Genomic DNA, 16,932 nt, shown 5'->3' with positions numbered 1-16,932 from the left:
TATGGAAAAAGTTATTATATCTCAGAACAAACATTGGGATAAGCCTTATGCAAATCTTTACGACAGAGATGTTTTTGAAAAGCTTTTATCAAACCTAAAAACGAAACATATTCAGGTTTTACAAGGTATCAGAAGAAGCGGAAAGTCAACACTTTTTAAACTTCTCATAAACCATCTCTCAACCATTACCGACCCTCAAGAGATACTCTATCTTAACCTTGATGATCCGTTTTTTATCAAATATAGTAACGATGCTGCAAGTTTTTACGAAATAATCCAAACAGCCAAAAAGCTGACCGCAAAGCCTATAAAATATCTTTTTTTGGATGAAGTACAAGCCATAAAAGGCTGGGAGCGATATGTAAAAAGTGTCTATGACAGTGAGGAGTTTACAAAAATATTTATAACAGGTTCAAACTCTTCGCTTCTTAGCGGTGATTTGGCAACTCTTTTGAGCGGAAGATACATAACTTTAAAAGTATATCCGCTTAGTTTTAAAGAGATGTTACAAATAAATCATATCCGAAACCTCATAGAACTTCATAAAGAACTTCCAAAAGTTTTAAATATCATAGACAATATGATGCAATTTGGTTCATTTGTCGAAGTATCACAAGCAGAAGATGAGTTTAAAAGAGAACTTCTAAAGACATACTACGAAACTATATTGCTTAAAGATTGTGTGGCAAACAACTCCATCAGAGATATAAAAAGTTTTAAAGAGCTTAGTTTTTACGCTATTACAAACCTCACTTCACTCTACTCGCACTCTTCAGTATCAAAAGCAATAGGCATCAATGATAAATCTGCCAAAGAGTATATCTCGTATCTTGAAAATTGTTACCTTTTTAGTGAACTTAAACTCTACTCTTATTCACTCAAAGAGCAGCAAAATAACAAAAAAAAGCTCTATCTAAGCGATAACGGCTTTATACATCTGGGATTTAGTTTCTCTTCAAATTTTGGTAAACTCTTAGAAAATCTAGTATTTTGCGAGCTTCAAAAAAGAGGCTATGAACTCTATTTTTACAACAAAGATACGGAGTGTGATTTTATAGCAAAAAAAGAGGATAAAACTTTAGCAATTCAAGTTTGCTATGAATTAAACGATCAAAACCGAAAAAGAGAGATAAACGGACTAAATAAACTCCCCTTTCAAGTAGATGAAAAAATTCTCATAACATACAATCAAAAAAACAGAATTGAAACTATCGATATTGTGCCGTTTTGGGAATATTTTTTTGCTTGATTTGTTTATATTTAATGCTTTTCATAAAAAAGTCAAAAAAACTGCTAAAATCTACTGCGTAAAGGATAAAAAATGAGAGTGCTTTTTTGTGCGAGTGAGATTTACGGATATGCAAAAAGCGGAGGGCTGGCTGATGTCGGACACTCTCTCGCACAAGCTTTAAGCAAGCATACAGAGGTGTTTAGCGTTATGCCGCTTTACGCTTTTATGGATAAAAAATCTTATCAAAAATCAAGTATAAAGTTTAGCGTTACTTTAGGCGGCATAGAGTATAAAATAGATATATACGAAGCAACGACACAGAGTGTAAAAACATACTTTATAAACTCTTCGATTTTAAGCTCTACAAAATTTATGTACGGTGATGAGAGAGGCGAATATACAAACAACGACATCCGCTTCGGTATCTTTTGTGTATCAGTCGTAGAGTTAGCCGCAATCCTTAAAGTAGATATTATTCACGCAAATGATTGGCATAGTGCGTTAGTGCCGCTTTTTGTAAAAAGAGCAAAATCAAATATAAAAACACTCTTTACTATTCACAACTTGGCATATCAGGGAATTTTTGACAAAAGCTCACTCGGCAGACTCGGGCTGGAAGATAAATATTTTCATATGGATGCTTTGGAGTTTTATGGAAATATAAACTTTCTAAAAGCGGGGATTATCTACGGTGACGCTGTAACTACGGTGAGTCCAACCTATGCCAAAGAGATATTAACAAAAGAGTTCGGCTGCGGTTTAGAGGGACTTTTAGAAGCATACAAAGGAAAACTTAAGGGTATCCTAAACGGTATAGACGAAACTGTTTTTAATCCTCAAAACGATGCTGCACTCTATCACGCTTACAGTTACGAAACACTCCAAAAAAAGTATGAAAACAAAAAAGAGCTTCAAAAAGAGGTTGGTTTAAAAGATGTTAAAAAACCGCTTTTTATAATGGTTAGTCGTCTAGTGCATCAAAAAGGGTTTGATATCCTCATAGAGTCGCTTGATGATTTTTTAAAAGAGGATATAAATTTTTTACTTCTTGCCAATGGGGCAGACGGATACAAGCAGGCTTTGGAGCCTTATGCGCAAAAATATAAAAATTTTAAGCTTTTATCGGGTTATGACGAGGCTCTCTCTCACCGCATCTACGCATCAGGTGACTTTTTACTTATGCCCTCACTCTTTGAGCCTTGCGGGCTAAATCAGATGATAGCCGCAAGATACGGAACTATCCCTATCGTCCATGGAGTCGGCGGTCTAAAAGACAGCGTACATGAGAAAAAGACGAAGTGCGCAAGAGGTATCGTCTTTTCGCAGCCGACTAAAAAAGCACTTCTTTTAGCTGTAAAAAGAGCGTTAAAACTTAAAAAAGATGAAAAAAGATTTAATGAATTTATATCTTTTAATATGAAGTGTGATTTCTCCTTTGAAAAGAGTGCCGCTACTTACTATGCACTTTATAAAAAGGTACTCTCTTGAATCTCGCGATAGATGCCGGCGGAACAAATCTAAGAGCGCAAATTTGGCATAATGACAATTTTATTGCCGCCACAGAGGCAAAAAGCGGCAGTATTGGGCTTTATTCGTGGATAGAGACTTTATTGGCTAAATATAGAGAGATAAAAACTATCGGTATCTCTTTTGCGGGGCAGGTAGAGGACGGCAGAATCATCTCGGCACCAAATATCTTAGTAGATGAGCATAATATAAGAGAGAGAGTCGAGTCAAAATACGGTGTGACGCTTAAAATAGAAAATGATCTCAATTGTGCCGTTTTGGCTGAGGCAAAAGAGTTTGGAGTTCAAAATATCTGTGCGCTATATGTCGGAACGGGGCTTGGTCTTGGAGCTATGGATGGCGGAAGAGTTATAAAGGGTTTTAAAAATGTCGCAACCGAGATAGGACATATTCCTTACAAAAAAACTCCCCTTAAATGCGGATGCTCCCGAGACAACTGCTTAGAGCTTTACGCCTCAGGTTCTGGCATTGCAAAACAGATAGAGCATAAAAGAGTGTCATGCGGCACTACATTAAAAGAGCTTGAGCGTGCAGGCGAGATAGAAATAGTAGAACTGTTTCAAGAAGCACTCTTAGTTGCCGCAGGAACAACACTCACGCTTTTTAATCCGCAAGTTTTGGTTTTAGGAGGCGGAATAATAGAAGCAAATCCTTATCTGGAAGAGTTTATATTAAAAAATATCAAAGATTATGCTCTCTCAAATAGTCTTGAAGGTGTAAAGATTTGCAAAAGCAGACTGCAAAACGCCTCACTTGGCGGCGCACTTCTACTAAAGGATTTTGATGATTAAAAAGAGTTTAAATATCTTATTTGTAGCCTCAGAGGTCGCACCTTTTGCAAAAACAGGCGGTTTAGCCGATGTTGCTCTCTCGCTTCCAAAGGCTCTTAGGGAGATGGGACACAATGTCATAGTCGTGATGCCGAGATACTATGCGATAGACAAGGCAAAACTAACGCATATAGAGGGTTCTTTAGGCGTGCCGATGGGCTATATGGGAGAACTTTGGGCGGGAGTTTATAGCTCAAAACTTCCAAACAGCGATGTTTTAATCTACTTTATAGATTACGAGGAGTTTTTCGGAAGAGGCGGATTGTACGACCATTACGGCGAAGCCTACACGGATAACGATAACCGCTTTATCTTCTTTTGTAAATCTGTTTTCTCGCTTTGCAAAATGATAAATTTTAAACCCGACATCATCCATGCGAACGATTGGCACACGGCAGCGGTTCCGCTTTTGGCAAAGAGCAGATTTGCGCACGATTTCGGTGATGTCGCTACCGTTTTAACGCTTCACAACTTAGAGCATCAAGGAACTGTTTTTAAAGGTGCGATGGATATTTTAGAGTGTGGATGGGAACATTTTAATCCCGAAGCGTATGAAAGCGTTGGATATATAAATATGCTAAAAGGGGGCATTGCATACGCCGATGCGGTAACTACGGTCTCCAAAAAATATGCAAACGAGATAAAAACAAGCGAGTTTGGATTTGGGTTGGAAAATCATATAAGAGCTCATTCGTATAAACTATTTGGGATTTTAAACGGTGTTGATTACAGCGAGTGGAGTCCAAAGTATGATGATAAAATCGCTTCAAAATACAGTGCTAAAGATATGAAAGGAAAACTCCTTTGCAAAAGAGATATTCAAAAACATTTCAACCTTGAACAAAGAGACGATGTCGTACTTATCGGTTTTGTGGGTAGATTTGCAAAACAAAAAGGGATAGAGCTGATAGCCGAGATTATCGAGTGGGTGCTCGGTCACGATGTGCAGATAGTTATGCTTGGAACGGGAGAGAAATGGGCTGAGAGCTATTTTAGCCACATAGCCTCTCGTAACGGCTCAAAATTTGCCATTCATGTCGGGTATAGCGATGATTTGGCGCATAAGATAGAAGCGGGATCCGATCTCTTTTTGATGCCATCACTATTTGAACCTTGCGGACTTAACCAGATATACTCGCTTGCTTACGGTACTCTTCCGATTGTTCGTAAAACAGGAGGGCTTGACGATACTATAGAGAATTTTGACGAGGCGGCAGAGAGCGGAGTCGGTTTTAAGTTTGAACACGCCTCACCTCACGCGCTTTACAATACTATAATGTGGGCAGTCCAAACCTACTACAATAGTCCAAAAGCATTTAAAAAGATGCAAAAAAGAGCCATGAGTATGCACTTTGGATGGGATGATGCGGCAAAATCATACGACGATGTTTACAGATATGCGATATATAAAAAAAGAGTCTCAAGGCTTCAATATTAGTGTTATACTCTAAATGAGCAAAGCCCATTTAGAGGCAAGGACTAAAGTCCTTTGCAATCCCCTAAAGCTACGAAAAGCTTGCTTTTCGAGATTTAATACGAATAAGAGGAAAACCAAATGAGTGTTTTTTATGATGTAAGCAGATTTAGCGAATATGATGTTTATCTCTTTAGAGAGGGGAAGCATACAAAGCTTTATAACCACTTTGGCGCTCACTTGATGCATAGAGAGGGCAAACACGGCGTATATTTTGCGCTTTGGGCTCCAAATGCAACTCATGTGTCGGTAAGAGGGGATTTTAACAGTTACGATATAAACTCACATCACCTAAAAAAGAGAGATGATGAGTCGGGAATCTGGGAGGGGTTTATCGAGGGTATTGATGTCGGAATGACCTACAAATATCATATTCATACAAGCGAACATAATGCAAATCCCGACAAAGCAGATCCTTTTGCATTTTACGCCGAAGTGGCTCCCGCTTCCGCATCAAAGATTTACTCACTAAACTCTTATAAGTGGCAAGATAAATCTTGGATGCATGAGCGAAAAAAGCATAACTCTCACACATCGCCGATTTCCATATATGAGGTTCATTTAGGCTCTTGGAGAAGGGCTGAAGAAGAGAATAGATTTTTGACATACACAAAAGCCGCGCATGAACTCTCAAAGTACCTAATTGAGATGAACTTTACGCATGTGGAGCTGCTCCCCATAACCGAGTACCCGTTTGAGGGCTCTTGGGGTTATCAGGTAAGCGGTTATTTTGCTCCGACTGCCAGATACGGAAATCCCGATGAGTTTATGGAGTTTGTAGACATTATGCATCAAGCAGGTATCGGCGTTATTTTGGATTGGGTGCCATCTCATTTTGTAATGGACGGACACGCTCTTATGAATTTTGACGGAAGCTGCCTATATGAGCATAAAGACCCAAGACAGGGGTACCATCCGGAGTGGGGAAGCGCCATATTTAACTACGATAGAGATGAAGTAAGATCATTTCTCATAAGTTCTGCAATGTTTTGGTTAGAGAAGTATCATCTTGACGGCATACGCGTTGATGCCGTATCTTCTATGCTATATCTAAACTACGCAAGAGAAGAGGGTGAATGGATACCAAACAAATTTGGCGGGAATGAAAACCTCGGAGCTATCCAATTTTTAAGGGATCTTAACACTTCTCTTTACGGCGCTTTTGATGATATTATGATGTTTGCAGAGGAGTCTACGGCATACCCGCTGGTGAGTGCCCCGGTAGATGTAGGCGGACTTGGATTTGGGTTTAAGTGGAATATGGGCTGGATGCACGATACTCTAAAGTATATGAAAAATGACCCCGTAGCACGAAAACATCATCACCATGAACTTACATTTAGTTTTGTCTACATGTATAACGAAAACTACATACTACCGCTTAGTCACGATGAAGTCGTACATATGAAAGGCTCTCTTATCAATAAAATGGCGGGAGATTACAACCAAAAGTTTGCAAATCTAAGAGCGTTATACAGCTTTATGATAGCCCATCCGGGTAAAAAACTTCTCTTTATGGGCTGTGAGATAGCGCAATTTTCCGAGTGGAACTATGAAAAAAGCCTTGATTGGAATGTTTTAGAGTTTCCTATGCATCAAGGAGTACAAAAACTCATAAAAGAGCTAAATAGGTTATACAAAGAGGAGCCTTCACTTCATAGATTTGATACCGATGTACATGGTTTTGAGTGGATAGATGAGAAGGACTATGAGTCAAATGTTATAACTTTTATACGAAAAGGAGATGATAGAGATGAACCAATCATAGTTATCTGCAATTTTTCTGACTGCCAAAGAGAGAATTATCCCATAGGTATTTCCAAAAAAGGTACATATAAAGAGATTTTCAACTCCCAATCAAAAGAGTTTGAGGGATGGGGTGCAACAAATACGGAGCCGTTAAAAACTATAGCAAAAGAGCAGCATGGAAGAAAAAACAGACTCCTTCTCACACTTCCTGCTCTAGGCGTTATTTTTTTAAAGAGGATTTAGACACACTCAAATCAAAAATTTTAACCTATCTATCATCAAAATTTAGCTGATTTTATGCATAGTGTCATTATTATTAGATAATTTTATAAAAATTACAAATCAAAAGAGTTACAAATATGAATTTAAAACCCAAGATATTTTTTAGCGTAATTTTAATTACTAATCTTTTCTTTATATTTTACTATCAATCTTTTATATATAAAGCTTTTTTTAGCTCCGATGCGGCTATCGCAAATATATTGGCGCAAGAGATAATCAATCAAGGCTCTTACTATCCAAATAGCTGGTGGTATGTTAACGGTGATATTTGGACTGTTTTTAAACATACTTTAGCTATTCCCTTAAATTTACTCGGATTTGAGGCATATGATGTTCATACTATCGTAGTTATCAGCTTTTTTGCTTTTTCACTTTTTGTAACATACCTATACCTAAAAAAAATCGGCACCGATATTAAAGGGATACTCATAGCATTTATCGGTATATCGACTCTCTATTCGCCGATGTATGCTAGGGAAGTTTTTGGAGAGAGTGCCTATATTTGGTATTACACGGCAATAATTTCATATTTGTATTTTTTTTACATCTTAAGCCAAGAAGAAGAAAAAGAGAAAAAGATTTGGATTGCAGGCTTTTTTGTCATTATTTTAACTATCGGTCTTTTTGCTGAAAATCCAAGCCGATTTGCTATATATTTTATAGCCGCCCTCTTTGTACCTCTTTTTTTACTTTATCAATATATCAATATAAAATATAAAAAAATCGCTCTCTATTTTACGCTGGGCATACTCTTAGGCATAGCATATAGATACTCAATACTCGGGCATATTCAGATGCAAATAGGGGTAGAGAAGACATTTTTAATATCATACGACGAACTGCCGACTCATATCTGGAGATCTTTTATAGGACTTGTAAATCTTTACGGGGGCGACTGGGGGGAGAGAACCGCTTTTGCATCATTTAACGGTATAGCTTATATGCTAAAATCACTGCTCTTTCCCGTTGCATTTTTTGCTCCTCTTTTTTATGCCATAAAGAGAAGAGAGTCACTAAATCCATTTGAGATATATACTATTGGCATCGGATATATAGCTTTTTTTATAGTTTTTGGAATTTATTGCATTACATCTTTACATTTTAACGGTTTATATGCCGCAAAAGAAAATATTAGATATATAATTCCATTTGTATTGATGATTTCAATAGCAAACGGTATTGTTTGGAAGTTTTTCTCAAGAAGAGTTAAATTTTTATTAATTTTTTCAATACTTTTATCATATATCTCTATCTCAAATACATTGCAGAGGGAGATATCTCAAAAAGAGATTGAAAATAGAGAAGAAGTGATACAAGCTTTACTGCAAAACGGGTTGACAAAAGGGTATGCACCTTATTGGCATTCACATTTTTTTACTGTTTTAAGTAATAACAAAATAGAGATAAGACCTCTTGAAGATGAAAACAATAAAAGAGAAGCCGGTAAATGGCTCACAAGCAATAATTGGTACGATAAAACATATATAGATAAAAATTCTTTTATTCTTATCCCGAAAGAAAAAATAAAAGAGTTTGAAAAAGCTTCAAAAGAGTACAATTCAACAGAGGCAACAAAAAAAATTGAACTTAATAGATACAATGTATATATATATGATCAAAACCCTATTAATAAATGATTAAAGGTTAAAAATTTATGGAAATTAGTGTAATCTCGCCTATTTACGGATGTAGAGAGTCTATACAAGAACTTTATGAAAAAGTGACTTTTACTTTGCAAAAAATTTGCAGCAGTTATGAAATCATATTTGTAAACGACAACTGCCCTCAAAACTCTTGGGAAGTAGTGTCACAGATTGCAAAAAATGATAAAAATGTAAAAGCTATCAAATTATCAAGAAATTTTGGACAACATTATGCAATAACTGCCGGAATTGACCACTGTAGCGGTAATTATGTAGTTGTTATGGATTGCGACTTGCAAGATAAACCCCAAGAGATAGAAAAACTCTATAAAAAAGCGTTAGAGGGTTATGATATAGTTCACGGCAGAAGAGCCCAAAGGCAAGATAGTTTTTTTAAATCTTTTTCATCTAAGCTATTTTACAAAACTTTAGAGTATTTTACCGATACGGAGCATGATTATACAATCGGGAACTTCGGGGTATACTCAAAAAAAGTTATAGAAGCCATAAAAGGGTTAAAAGAAAAGAGTAGAGATTTTTTACTGCTTGTCAAAATAGTGGGATTTAAAAAAACTGAAATTGATGTAGAACATGATGCAAGAGCTTACGGCGAATCATCATACACACTCTCAAAAATGATAAATCTGGCAATAGATTCGATAATATCTCACTCAAACAAACCCTTAAAACTCATTATTCAACTCGGGCTACTCGTCTCTGTACTCTCTTTTTTCGTTGCAGTAGGCTTAACGGTCGCGCATTATACATACGGTTTCAGCGTTGAGGGATGGACAAGCTTAATGGTTTCTATGTTTTTTCTATTTGGGATACTATTTGGCATCATAGGAACGATTGGGTTATATATAGGCAAAATCTTTGATCAGGTAAAAAATAGACCTCTTTATATAGTAGATGAGATAATAAATTGAATGCGCTGATTAAATATAGAACGACCAAAACAAGGCTCAATTAATGAAAAAAGTAGCTATTTTACAATCAAACTACATACCTTGGAAAGGGTATTTTGATATTATAAATATGGTTGATGAGTTTGTTATTTATGATTGTGTTCAGTATACAAAAAATGACTGGCGAAATAGAAACCAGATCAAAACACCTAGCGGCATTGCTTGGCTTACAATCCCATGTCGCTTTGAATCAATGAGCCAAAAGATAAATGAGACAAAAGTAACAGATAAATTATGGGCAAGCAAACATTTTAAAACCATTGTTCAAAACTACTCAAAAGCAAAGCACTTCAAAGAGTATGCACCTGTTTTTGAAAAACTTTACAAAGAGGTAGCAGAAGAAGAGATGCTAAGTGTTATAAACTATAAGTTTATTACTGCTATAAATGAGATTTTAGGGATAAAGACAAAAATTTCAAAATGTGAAGATTTCAATCTCATAGAGGGGCAAACTTCAAGACTTGTACAACTTTGCAAAGATGCAGGTGCAACTCACTATCTAAGTGGTCCCGCTGCTAAAGATTATCTTGACGAGAGCTTGTTTGAAGATGAAGATATCAAGGTAGAGTGGATGGATTATAGCGGTTATAGTGAATATGAACAGATGTATCCGCCATTTGTTCACGGTGTAAGCATAATAGATTTGATATTTAACGAAGGCAGCAATGCTGTAAAATTTATGAAAAGTTTTAAGGAAGCAAAATGATACCATTTAACAAACCGCCATTTACAGGTAATGAAGAACAATACATATTAAGCTCTATAAAGAGCTCAAAAATCTCCGGAGATGGCGAATTTACAAAAAGATGTCATAAATGGTTTGAAGAGAGACTCGGATGTAAAAAAGCGCTTTTGACTACAAGTTGTACTCATGCTCTTGAAATGGCTGCGATACTTCTTGACATACAAGAGGGCGATGAAGTAATTATGCCCTCATATACTTTTGTAAGCACCGCAAATGCTTTTGTGCTAAGAGGCGCAAAAATAGTATTTGTAGATATTCGTCCTGATACTCTAAACATAGATGAGACAAAAATAGAAGAAGCCATAACGACAAAAACAAGAGCTATAGTACCTGTTCATTATGCGGGTGTCGGTTGCGAGATGGATACGATTATGGACATCGCTTCAAGACATAATTTGTTTGTAGTTGAAGATGCAGCACAAGGAATGATGAGCAGTTATAAAGGCAAAGCACTCGGAACTATCGGGCATTTTGGAGCTTTTAGTTTTCATGAGACAAAAAACTATACAAGTGCAGGCGAGGGCGGGCTTCTTATCATTAATGATGAAAAATTTATCCAAAGAGCTGAAATCATAAGAGAAAAAGGTACAAACAGAAGCCTCTTTTTCCGCGGAATGGTAGATAAATACTCTTGGGTTGACATCGGAAGCAGTTATCTGCCAAACGATGTAAGTGCCGCTTACCTCTGGGGAGGACTTGAGAAGGCTGATGAGATAAACGACAACAGACTAAGTAGCTGGCAAAAATACTATGATAAACTTCAAGAGCTCGAAAATGATGGTATGATTGAACTACCGACCATACCTGATGGCTGTGTCCAAAATGCCCATATGTTTTATTTAAAAGTTAAAGATTTAGATGAGAGAACAGCTCTTTTAGATGAGTTTAAAAAAGAAAATATTTGGGCAGTTTTTCACTATGTTCCGCTGCACTCTGCACCTGCAGGAGTAAAATACGGCAGATTTAGCGGAGTTGATGAGTTTACTACAAAAGAGAGCGAGAGACTTGTACGACTTCCGATGTATTACGGTTTGAGTAACGATGAGATAGATACAGTTTGCAATGTTATAAAAAAATTCTACGGTAAATAATTATGGGATATGTATATATTTTCGGAACTATCTTTTTCACTGTTTATGGACAACTTATCATAAAAATGAGAATCGGTAATTACGGTTCTCTGCCGAGTGAATCTCTTGAAAAGCTTATTTTTATAATGAAACTTTTTTTAGACCCGCTTATCTTTAGCGGATTTATCAGCGCATTTTTGGCATCTATGTGCTGGATGGCGGCAATGACAAAATTTGAACTTAGCTATGCTTATCCGTTTATGGGACTTACATTTGTCTTGGTATTTCTCTTTTCCATATTTTTTATGGGAGAGAGCTTTAATCTCTACAAACTGCTGGGTCTTTGTTTTATTATTTTAGGAATTATTTTAACATCAAGAGGATAGTAAATTGCTTCGTCGCAAGCTCCTTGGCACATGACGGTCATTGCGAGCTTCTTTAGAAGCGCGGCAATCTAAAAACATAGTTATTCAGAGAGTTTAATTAGGTTAATATCTGTAAGAAGAGCCAGAGAAAACGAACAAAGGATTTATGATGAAAGCTAAAGAGTTAGATAAACTGTTTGATAGCGGTGAAGATATTACTGAGCATTTAGATATGTCTACATTGGTAAAAAATCAGACACAAACAAAAAAAGTAAATGTTGATTTTCCGGAGTGGATTATAAATTCACTTGATCAAGAAGCAAAAAAAATCGGCGTCACAAGACAGTCAATTATCAAAGTTTGGATAGCTGAAAGACTAAAAGCGGAGGGTAACCACTTAAATGCAAGTTAACAACAACTCTATCTAACTTAAAGAGCTATATGCTGTTGCGGCTCGGCAAGGAAAAATCCTTGCGTGCGGTCTACATGAAGCTCTTTTACTTTTTCAAAAACTTCCCTGCTGTGAACAAACTCCGCTATGGTTATTATATTTAATCTTTTTGCAAAATCCACGATTGTTCCGACAATCATTTGAGCATTTGCATCTTTATCAAGATTTTTTATCAGTGTGCCGTCTATTTTAATGTAGTCGATATTTAGTTTAAGAAGATGCTCAAAATTTGAATATCCGCTTCCAAAATCATCTATAGCTATTCTACAGCCAAATTCTTTCATCTCTTTTGTAAATATCGCTATTTCTTCATAGTTTTCTATCCCTTCAGATTCTAGGATTTCAAAAACAACTCTGTTTGCAACATTATATTTTTTGATTTTTTGTTTAATATAATCTACTATATCTTTATTTAATATATCATCAACGGATAAATTGATTGAAAAATCACTGTTGATATATTCAAAATAACGGCAGCTCTTTTCAATCATAATTTTAGTCAGCGTGCTATATAATCTGCTTTTTTTAGCGACGGTCAAAAATTGATATGGGCTGACAACATTGCTGTTATCATCAATTAAGCGAATCAAGCACTCATAACTGATGACTTCACCCGAAATATTGTCAAATATAGGTTGAAAAAATGGAACGAGCATATCTTGTTTAATCGCTTTTTTAAGCTTTTTCACCCACTCCATATTCTCTTTATACTGCTCTTCTATATGCAGTTCTTCATCATAGAGTAAAAACGGCTTTTGTTGTTTTCTTGCCGATTTTAGAGCTATATCTGCTTTTTCCAACGCTTTGTCTATTTGATACGCCACCCCTACGGTAACCCTTATACTGATTTCATTATTATCATGTAAAAAAATCATTCTTTCTATATCTAAAATCAACTTGTGAATAATCTGTATAAAATTTTCCATCGGCAGCTTTTGAGTAAAGAGCAATGCAAACTCATCGCCGGAGAGGCGCTTTAGTTTGATATACTCATTCTCTTCAAACATGCTTTTAAGATTTTTCGAAAACTCTTTTAGTATCTTATCGCCTGCAATATGTCCAAAAAAGTCGTTTATCTCTCTAAAATCATCTATATTTATAATAAGCAGCGCTCCATCCTCGGCATTGGAGAGAGTACTGAGCAGACTAAGCCTATTCGGCAATCCGGTTAAAGAGTCTATGTAGAGCTGTTCTCGAAGCTCTTGTGTTTTTTCATTTATTTTCTCTTCAAGATAATTTTTGATATTTTTCTGTTTTTTTGAGTACTCTAAAATTTTTTGCTGCATATTATTTAGCGTATTTGAGATCAATCCGATTTCATTGTTATGTGATACAAACGGAATCTCTACCTTATTGTCGGGAGAGTAATCCTTTAATGACTTGGAAATTTGTCGAAGAGGCGATAGGAGATATTTTACATATAAACCGAAAAATACAAACAACACGCAAAGAGCTAAAAGTAGAACAAGGCTTAAGACGGTATGTTTGTTTACTAACTCTTTGTAGCCTTTATTTGAGTAAACAAGAGTAAGCGTACCTATCTTTTTTTTGGAATTAGGCTGGAAGATACTGTTTTGGACTACAAATGAGTCATTGATATTATTTTTATACTTATCGGATTTTACTTCATTGACTATTTTATCTTCTACTTCAATTTTTACGGATAGTATATTTGGATTTTCTAGAAGCTGAAGTGCGATTTGGTTTACGCTATCTTGCATATCAAGATAGATATTAAGTGCTATTAACGGTTCTATCGTTTTTGCGATTATATTGGCTTTTTCTATCTCGATTTGATAAAAAGCCTCTCTGTTTATTTTTTCAAAAGCAGTAAAAATAATTATAGTAATAAAGAGCGATATAAGGGCAATAGCGGATACTATTTTTGTAGAAAGAGATCTGTAGTCCCCTTTTTTCATATACAACACCTTATAAATAAACTATAAATTATATTGCCATTATATCATATAGTTTTTGGCTCATCACTGCTGCTTCTGTCAATAAACTTAACAATCAGATAGAGTGAGTCGACAAAACTTATGGCTTGATTGTACAGGTTCTCTTTATTTAGATAAAGTACACTCGACTTTTCTAACATCAAAGAGAATAATAATCCGTTTTTTAAATTATTTATATCGTAAGCAAATGTTATAACTCCCTTTTGTTTAGCAACTTCTGCTACTTTTTTAATATATTTATCCGAGTTTAATGTATAGATTGCAGATGCCTGTGTCTCATTTGACAAATCTGAAAACTCTACCAAATTTATTTTATAAGCATACCCGTTAAAGTGTCCTTTATAGGAGGTATCTATATATTTACTTATCTCTAACGCCGTGTTGTAATCATCTTTTTCATAAACAATAGTATAAATTATCTTACCGTCAATAAGCTTATTGCCTACTTTTTTATCAAGCAGTATAATTTTAGGAAAGATAGAAGCTTGTGCTTTTAGTAAAATATCGTTGTAGCTAAAGCCATAAACAAAATTTACAAAAATAAAACAAAGGAGAATTATTTTTTTCATTTAAAACTCCTTCTTAAATGCCACTAGAAAGGTTCTGCGTTCTTGCGCATAATCTTCTATATAGGTATTTTGCGGAGACGGGAAAGTGACATCGGCATTAAATATATTTTTGATACTAAAAGTTAAAGTATAGTCATATTGTTTATCTTTGTAACTCAGTGAAGTGTCCATGGTTGAATAGGCTTTTACTTTTTCACGCGTATCTGTTGACACTCTATCTTTTGAACCGACATATTTAGCAACACCGCTGAGCGATAACGCGTTGCTTAAATTGTAGATATAGTACCCTTTGGCTAAATGATGCGCAACATTTGGGAGCGATTCGCTTTTACTCTCATCCTGTGATTTGCCTGTTAGATAAGAGTAGTTTAGATATAACTGATCAAAAGATGAGATATATCCTTTGTATTCAAGTTCAAAACCGTAAATATCCGTATCTACAATATTTCTATATCTTGGGCTAGTAGATGAGTTATGTATTTGATTTTTATTAAGCAGATAAAAGAGGTTGGTTGAAATATGTGTATCGCTTGAGAATTTTTTGATATATGCAGCTTCAAAAGCATCTACTTGCTCGGGCTCTAAATTTGTACTTCCTACTCTGGCGCGATTATTCATCGTAAACATCTCTTGCCATGAGGCATTTCGGTGAGCACGGCTATACATAGTTTTAAAAATATTTTCACTATTAAGTTGATAAACCATTGATACTCTAGGTTCAAAACCTGCATTCTCATATGAAGTTTGTTCGTAGTTTAAACCGTAAATAAAGCTAATGGCACTGTTAAGCAGAAACTCATCCTGAAGTGAGAAGATAAGAGTATCGCGTTTGGCATTTTTATCAAAAAATGGCAAAGTCTCGGTATAGTCAACCAATCCCGCATCACCTGTCGCTCTGTTTGAAAGCTTTGATGTCATATCTATAGTCTCTTCTTTTATAAAGCGATAACCGGTAGTAATCGTATGTTGATTGATTCCGCTATATTTAAGATAAGAGGATTGATAGAGCTTTCGCTGCGCGGCATAATGTTCTCCGTATATTCCGTCTTCAAAAACAACACTGCCAAGCTTTAAATCATCGGGAGCCAATTTAGATTTAGAGTCAAATGTATCGTATTTAACGCCTGCTTTTATATCAACTTTATAATCGGCTATTTTTTTGTCGTAACCTAACTCAATATAGTGACTTGGCAGTTTTACTCTGTCACTTTCTTGCGGCAGTGCAAGATTGATACCGTAGGCACTTCCGCCGGTGTGACTAAGGGTCCGTGCTTTAATCGTAAAATCTTTATACTCAAGATTAAGACCAAGAGAGTGCTCCTTTATCCACAGCGGAGCATCACCCGACCTAGATAGTGCTATATTGCTGGCACCAAATATTCCTTGAGAGAGACCGTCAGGACCTGATGGTAATTTTTTATTATCTTCTTGATAGAAAAAATCTATAAAAACTTTTAAATTATCTGTTTTATAACTTTTAATAAATCCGCCCATGTTATAATCGTATGAGCCGCGCTTAAATACCAACTTATCGCTAGACTCAAATCCTTCAAAGTCTTCTGCATAAGTCGTAATATTTATGGATCCTGCGTATGCATTGATTCCGTCTATCGTACTTCCTGGACCTCTGACTACTTCGATTCTCTTAATCATTTCTATCGGAAAAGATAGATATTCGGAGTAGGCATCAAAAAAAAGATTGTTAACTGCTACACCGTCTATAAAAAGTTTTGATTGTCCGTATGCAATAGGATTTGAACCTCTGAAAATCGGCGTTTGATTGTTGAAATTATCAGTTGCCATATCAACACCGGGAACCAATCCTAATGCTTCTTTAAGATTTGATATACCGAGTTTTTCTAGCTCTTTACCTTGAAATACCGAGATAATATATGGCTGATAATGCTCGTTTTGTTTTGTAGCGGTCGCAACTTCATTAAAGTATGCCAGTTCGTTAGAGATGGATTTCAATAACTCATCTGTTTTTGCATCCAAATTTGTCAAGCTTGTTAAAAGAAGTAAAATAAGAGCGAGGCTTTTTTGTCTGCTTAAAGTTTTATGTCTCATATC

At 35.7% G+C, this 16,932-nt stretch carries 14 protein-coding genes; 11 read left to right on the top strand and 3 right to left on the bottom strand.

What is annotated here, in order from left to right:
- Position 1 precedes the first annotated feature (1 nt).
- The 11 genes from PHQ93_RS09120 to PHQ93_RS09070 all read left to right on the top strand — a co-directional run bounded on the left by PHQ93_RS09120 (position 2) and on the right by PHQ93_RS09070 (position 12,296).
- Positions 2 to 1,249, top strand: a complete 1,248-nt coding sequence (locus PHQ93_RS09120) for an ATP-binding protein (protein WP_299943403.1) — start codon at positions 2 to 4, stop codon at positions 1,247 to 1,249.
- A 72-nt stretch (positions 1,250 to 1,321) separates the two neighbouring features.
- Positions 1,322 to 2,719 (top strand): glycogen synthase, encoded by a 1,398-nt coding sequence (locus PHQ93_RS09115; protein ID WP_299943398.1) that lies wholly within the window; start codon positions 1,322 to 1,324, stop codon positions 2,717 to 2,719.
- Positions 2,716 to 3,549 (top strand): ROK family protein, encoded by an 834-nt coding sequence (locus PHQ93_RS09110; RefSeq protein ID WP_299943395.1) that lies wholly within the window; start codon positions 2,716 to 2,718, stop codon positions 3,547 to 3,549. The genes PHQ93_RS09115 and PHQ93_RS09110 overlap by 4 nt, the downstream gene beginning before the upstream one ends.
- A complete protein-coding gene (locus PHQ93_RS09105; RefSeq protein WP_299943392.1) occupies positions 3,542 to 5,026 on the top strand; it encodes a glycogen synthase in 1,485 nt (494 codons plus the stop codon). Before PHQ93_RS09110 ends, PHQ93_RS09105 begins: the two co-directional genes overlap by 8 nt.
- A 117-nt stretch (positions 5,027 to 5,143) precedes the next feature.
- Positions 5,144 to 7,054 (top strand): 1,4-alpha-glucan branching protein GlgB, encoded by a 1,911-nt coding sequence (glgB, locus tag PHQ93_RS09100; protein ID WP_299943389.1) that lies wholly within the window; start codon positions 5,144 to 5,146, stop codon positions 7,052 to 7,054.
- A 116-nt stretch (positions 7,055 to 7,170) separates the two neighbouring features.
- Positions 7,171 to 8,730 (top strand): hypothetical protein, encoded by a 1,560-nt coding sequence (locus PHQ93_RS09095; RefSeq protein WP_299943386.1) that lies wholly within the window; start codon positions 7,171 to 7,173, stop codon positions 8,728 to 8,730.
- 17 nt (positions 8,731 to 8,747) lie between these two features.
- Complete coding sequence (locus PHQ93_RS09090; protein WP_299943384.1) at positions 8,748 to 9,665, top strand: glycosyltransferase; 918 nt, start codon at positions 8,748 to 8,750, stop codon at positions 9,663 to 9,665.
- A 43-nt stretch (positions 9,666 to 9,708) separates the two neighbouring features.
- On the top strand, positions 9,709 to 10,410 hold the full coding sequence (locus tag PHQ93_RS09085) for a WbqC family protein (protein WP_299943382.1): 702 nt from the start codon (positions 9,709 to 9,711) through the stop codon (positions 10,408 to 10,410).
- Positions 10,407 to 11,540 carry a dTDP-4-amino-4,6-dideoxygalactose transaminase gene (gene rffA / locus PHQ93_RS09080; RefSeq protein ID WP_299943380.1) on the top strand — a complete coding sequence of 378 codons (1,134 nt, stop codon included), beginning with the start codon at positions 10,407 to 10,409 and terminating at the stop codon, positions 11,538 to 11,540. Before PHQ93_RS09085 ends, rffA begins: the two co-directional genes overlap by 4 nt.
- Positions 11,541 to 11,542: 2 nt before the next feature.
- Positions 11,543 to 11,905: an EamA family transporter gene (locus PHQ93_RS09075; protein ID WP_299943378.1), complete on the top strand. Its 363-nt coding sequence runs from the start codon at positions 11,543 to 11,545 to the stop codon at positions 11,903 to 11,905.
- Between the two features lie 148 nt (positions 11,906 to 12,053).
- Positions 12,054 to 12,296: a CopG family antitoxin gene (locus PHQ93_RS09070; RefSeq protein ID WP_299943375.1), complete on the top strand. Its 243-nt coding sequence runs from the start codon at positions 12,054 to 12,056 to the stop codon at positions 12,294 to 12,296.
- Positions 12,297 to 12,313: 17 nt separating this feature from the next.
- Here PHQ93_RS09070 and PHQ93_RS09065 read toward each other — a convergent pair whose 3' ends face one another.
- From PHQ93_RS09065 to PHQ93_RS09055, 3 genes are read right to left on the bottom strand one after another with little or no spacing between them, the layout of a single operon-like run.
- Entirely contained in the window at positions 12,314 to 14,254 is a 1,941-nt protein-coding gene (locus PHQ93_RS09065) for a GGDEF domain-containing phosphodiesterase (RefSeq protein WP_299943372.1), read from the bottom strand.
- A gap of 44 nt (positions 14,255 to 14,298) precedes the next feature.
- Positions 14,299 to 14,862 (bottom strand): hypothetical protein, encoded by a 564-nt coding sequence (locus PHQ93_RS09060; protein ID WP_299943369.1) that lies wholly within the window; start codon positions 14,860 to 14,862, stop codon positions 14,299 to 14,301.
- Positions 14,863 to 16,929, bottom strand: coding sequence for a TonB-dependent siderophore receptor (locus tag PHQ93_RS09055; protein ID WP_299943366.1), 2,067 nt, complete (start codon positions 16,927 to 16,929; stop codon positions 14,863 to 14,865). It abuts the gene before it with no gap.
- Positions 16,930 to 16,932 lie beyond the last annotated feature (3 nt).

The organism is Sulfurimonas sp. (assembly GCF_028714975.1).
GTDB lineage: Bacteria > Campylobacterota > Campylobacteria > Campylobacterales > Sulfurimonadaceae > Sulfurimonas.
Note: the sequence above shows the minus strand (reverse complement) of the source record. Positions and strands in the feature narration are given on the sequence as shown.

Bases quoted from the DNA above. Each gene is read 5' to 3' on its own strand.
- PHQ93_RS09120 (WP_299943403.1), top strand. From the start codon at position 2: ATGGAAAAAGTTATTATATCTCAGAACAAACATTGGGATAAGCCTTAT.
- PHQ93_RS09115 (WP_299943398.1), top strand. From the start codon at position 1,322: ATGAGAGTGCTTTTTTGTGCGAGTGAGATTTACGGATATGCAAAAAGC.
- PHQ93_RS09105 (WP_299943392.1), top strand. From the start codon at position 3,542: ATGATTAAAAAGAGTTTAAATATCTTATTTGTAGCCTCAGAGGTCGCA.
- glgB (WP_299943389.1), top strand. From the start codon at position 5,144: ATGAGTGTTTTTTATGATGTAAGCAGATTTAGCGAATATGATGTTTAT.
- PHQ93_RS09095 (WP_299943386.1), top strand. From the start codon at position 7,171: ATGAATTTAAAACCCAAGATATTTTTTAGCGTAATTTTAATTACTAAT.
- PHQ93_RS09090 (WP_299943384.1), top strand. From the start codon at position 8,748: ATGGAAATTAGTGTAATCTCGCCTATTTACGGATGTAGAGAGTCTATA.
- PHQ93_RS09085 (WP_299943382.1), top strand. From the start codon at position 9,709: ATGAAAAAAGTAGCTATTTTACAATCAAACTACATACCTTGGAAAGGG.
- rffA (WP_299943380.1), top strand. From the start codon at position 10,407: ATGATACCATTTAACAAACCGCCATTTACAGGTAATGAAGAACAATAC.
- PHQ93_RS09075 (WP_299943378.1), top strand. From the start codon at position 11,543: ATGGGATATGTATATATTTTCGGAACTATCTTTTTCACTGTTTATGGA.
- PHQ93_RS09070 (WP_299943375.1), top strand. From the start codon at position 12,054: ATGAAAGCTAAAGAGTTAGATAAACTGTTTGATAGCGGTGAAGATATT.
- PHQ93_RS09065 (WP_299943372.1), bottom strand. From the start codon at position 14,254: ATGAAAAAAGGGGACTACAGATCTCTTTCTACAAAAATAGTATCCGCT.
- PHQ93_RS09060 (WP_299943369.1), bottom strand. From the start codon at position 14,862: ATGAAAAAAATAATTCTCCTTTGTTTTATTTTTGTAAATTTTGTTTAT.
- PHQ93_RS09055 (WP_299943366.1), bottom strand. From the start codon at position 16,929: ATGAGACATAAAACTTTAAGCAGACAAAAAAGCCTCGCTCTTATTTTA.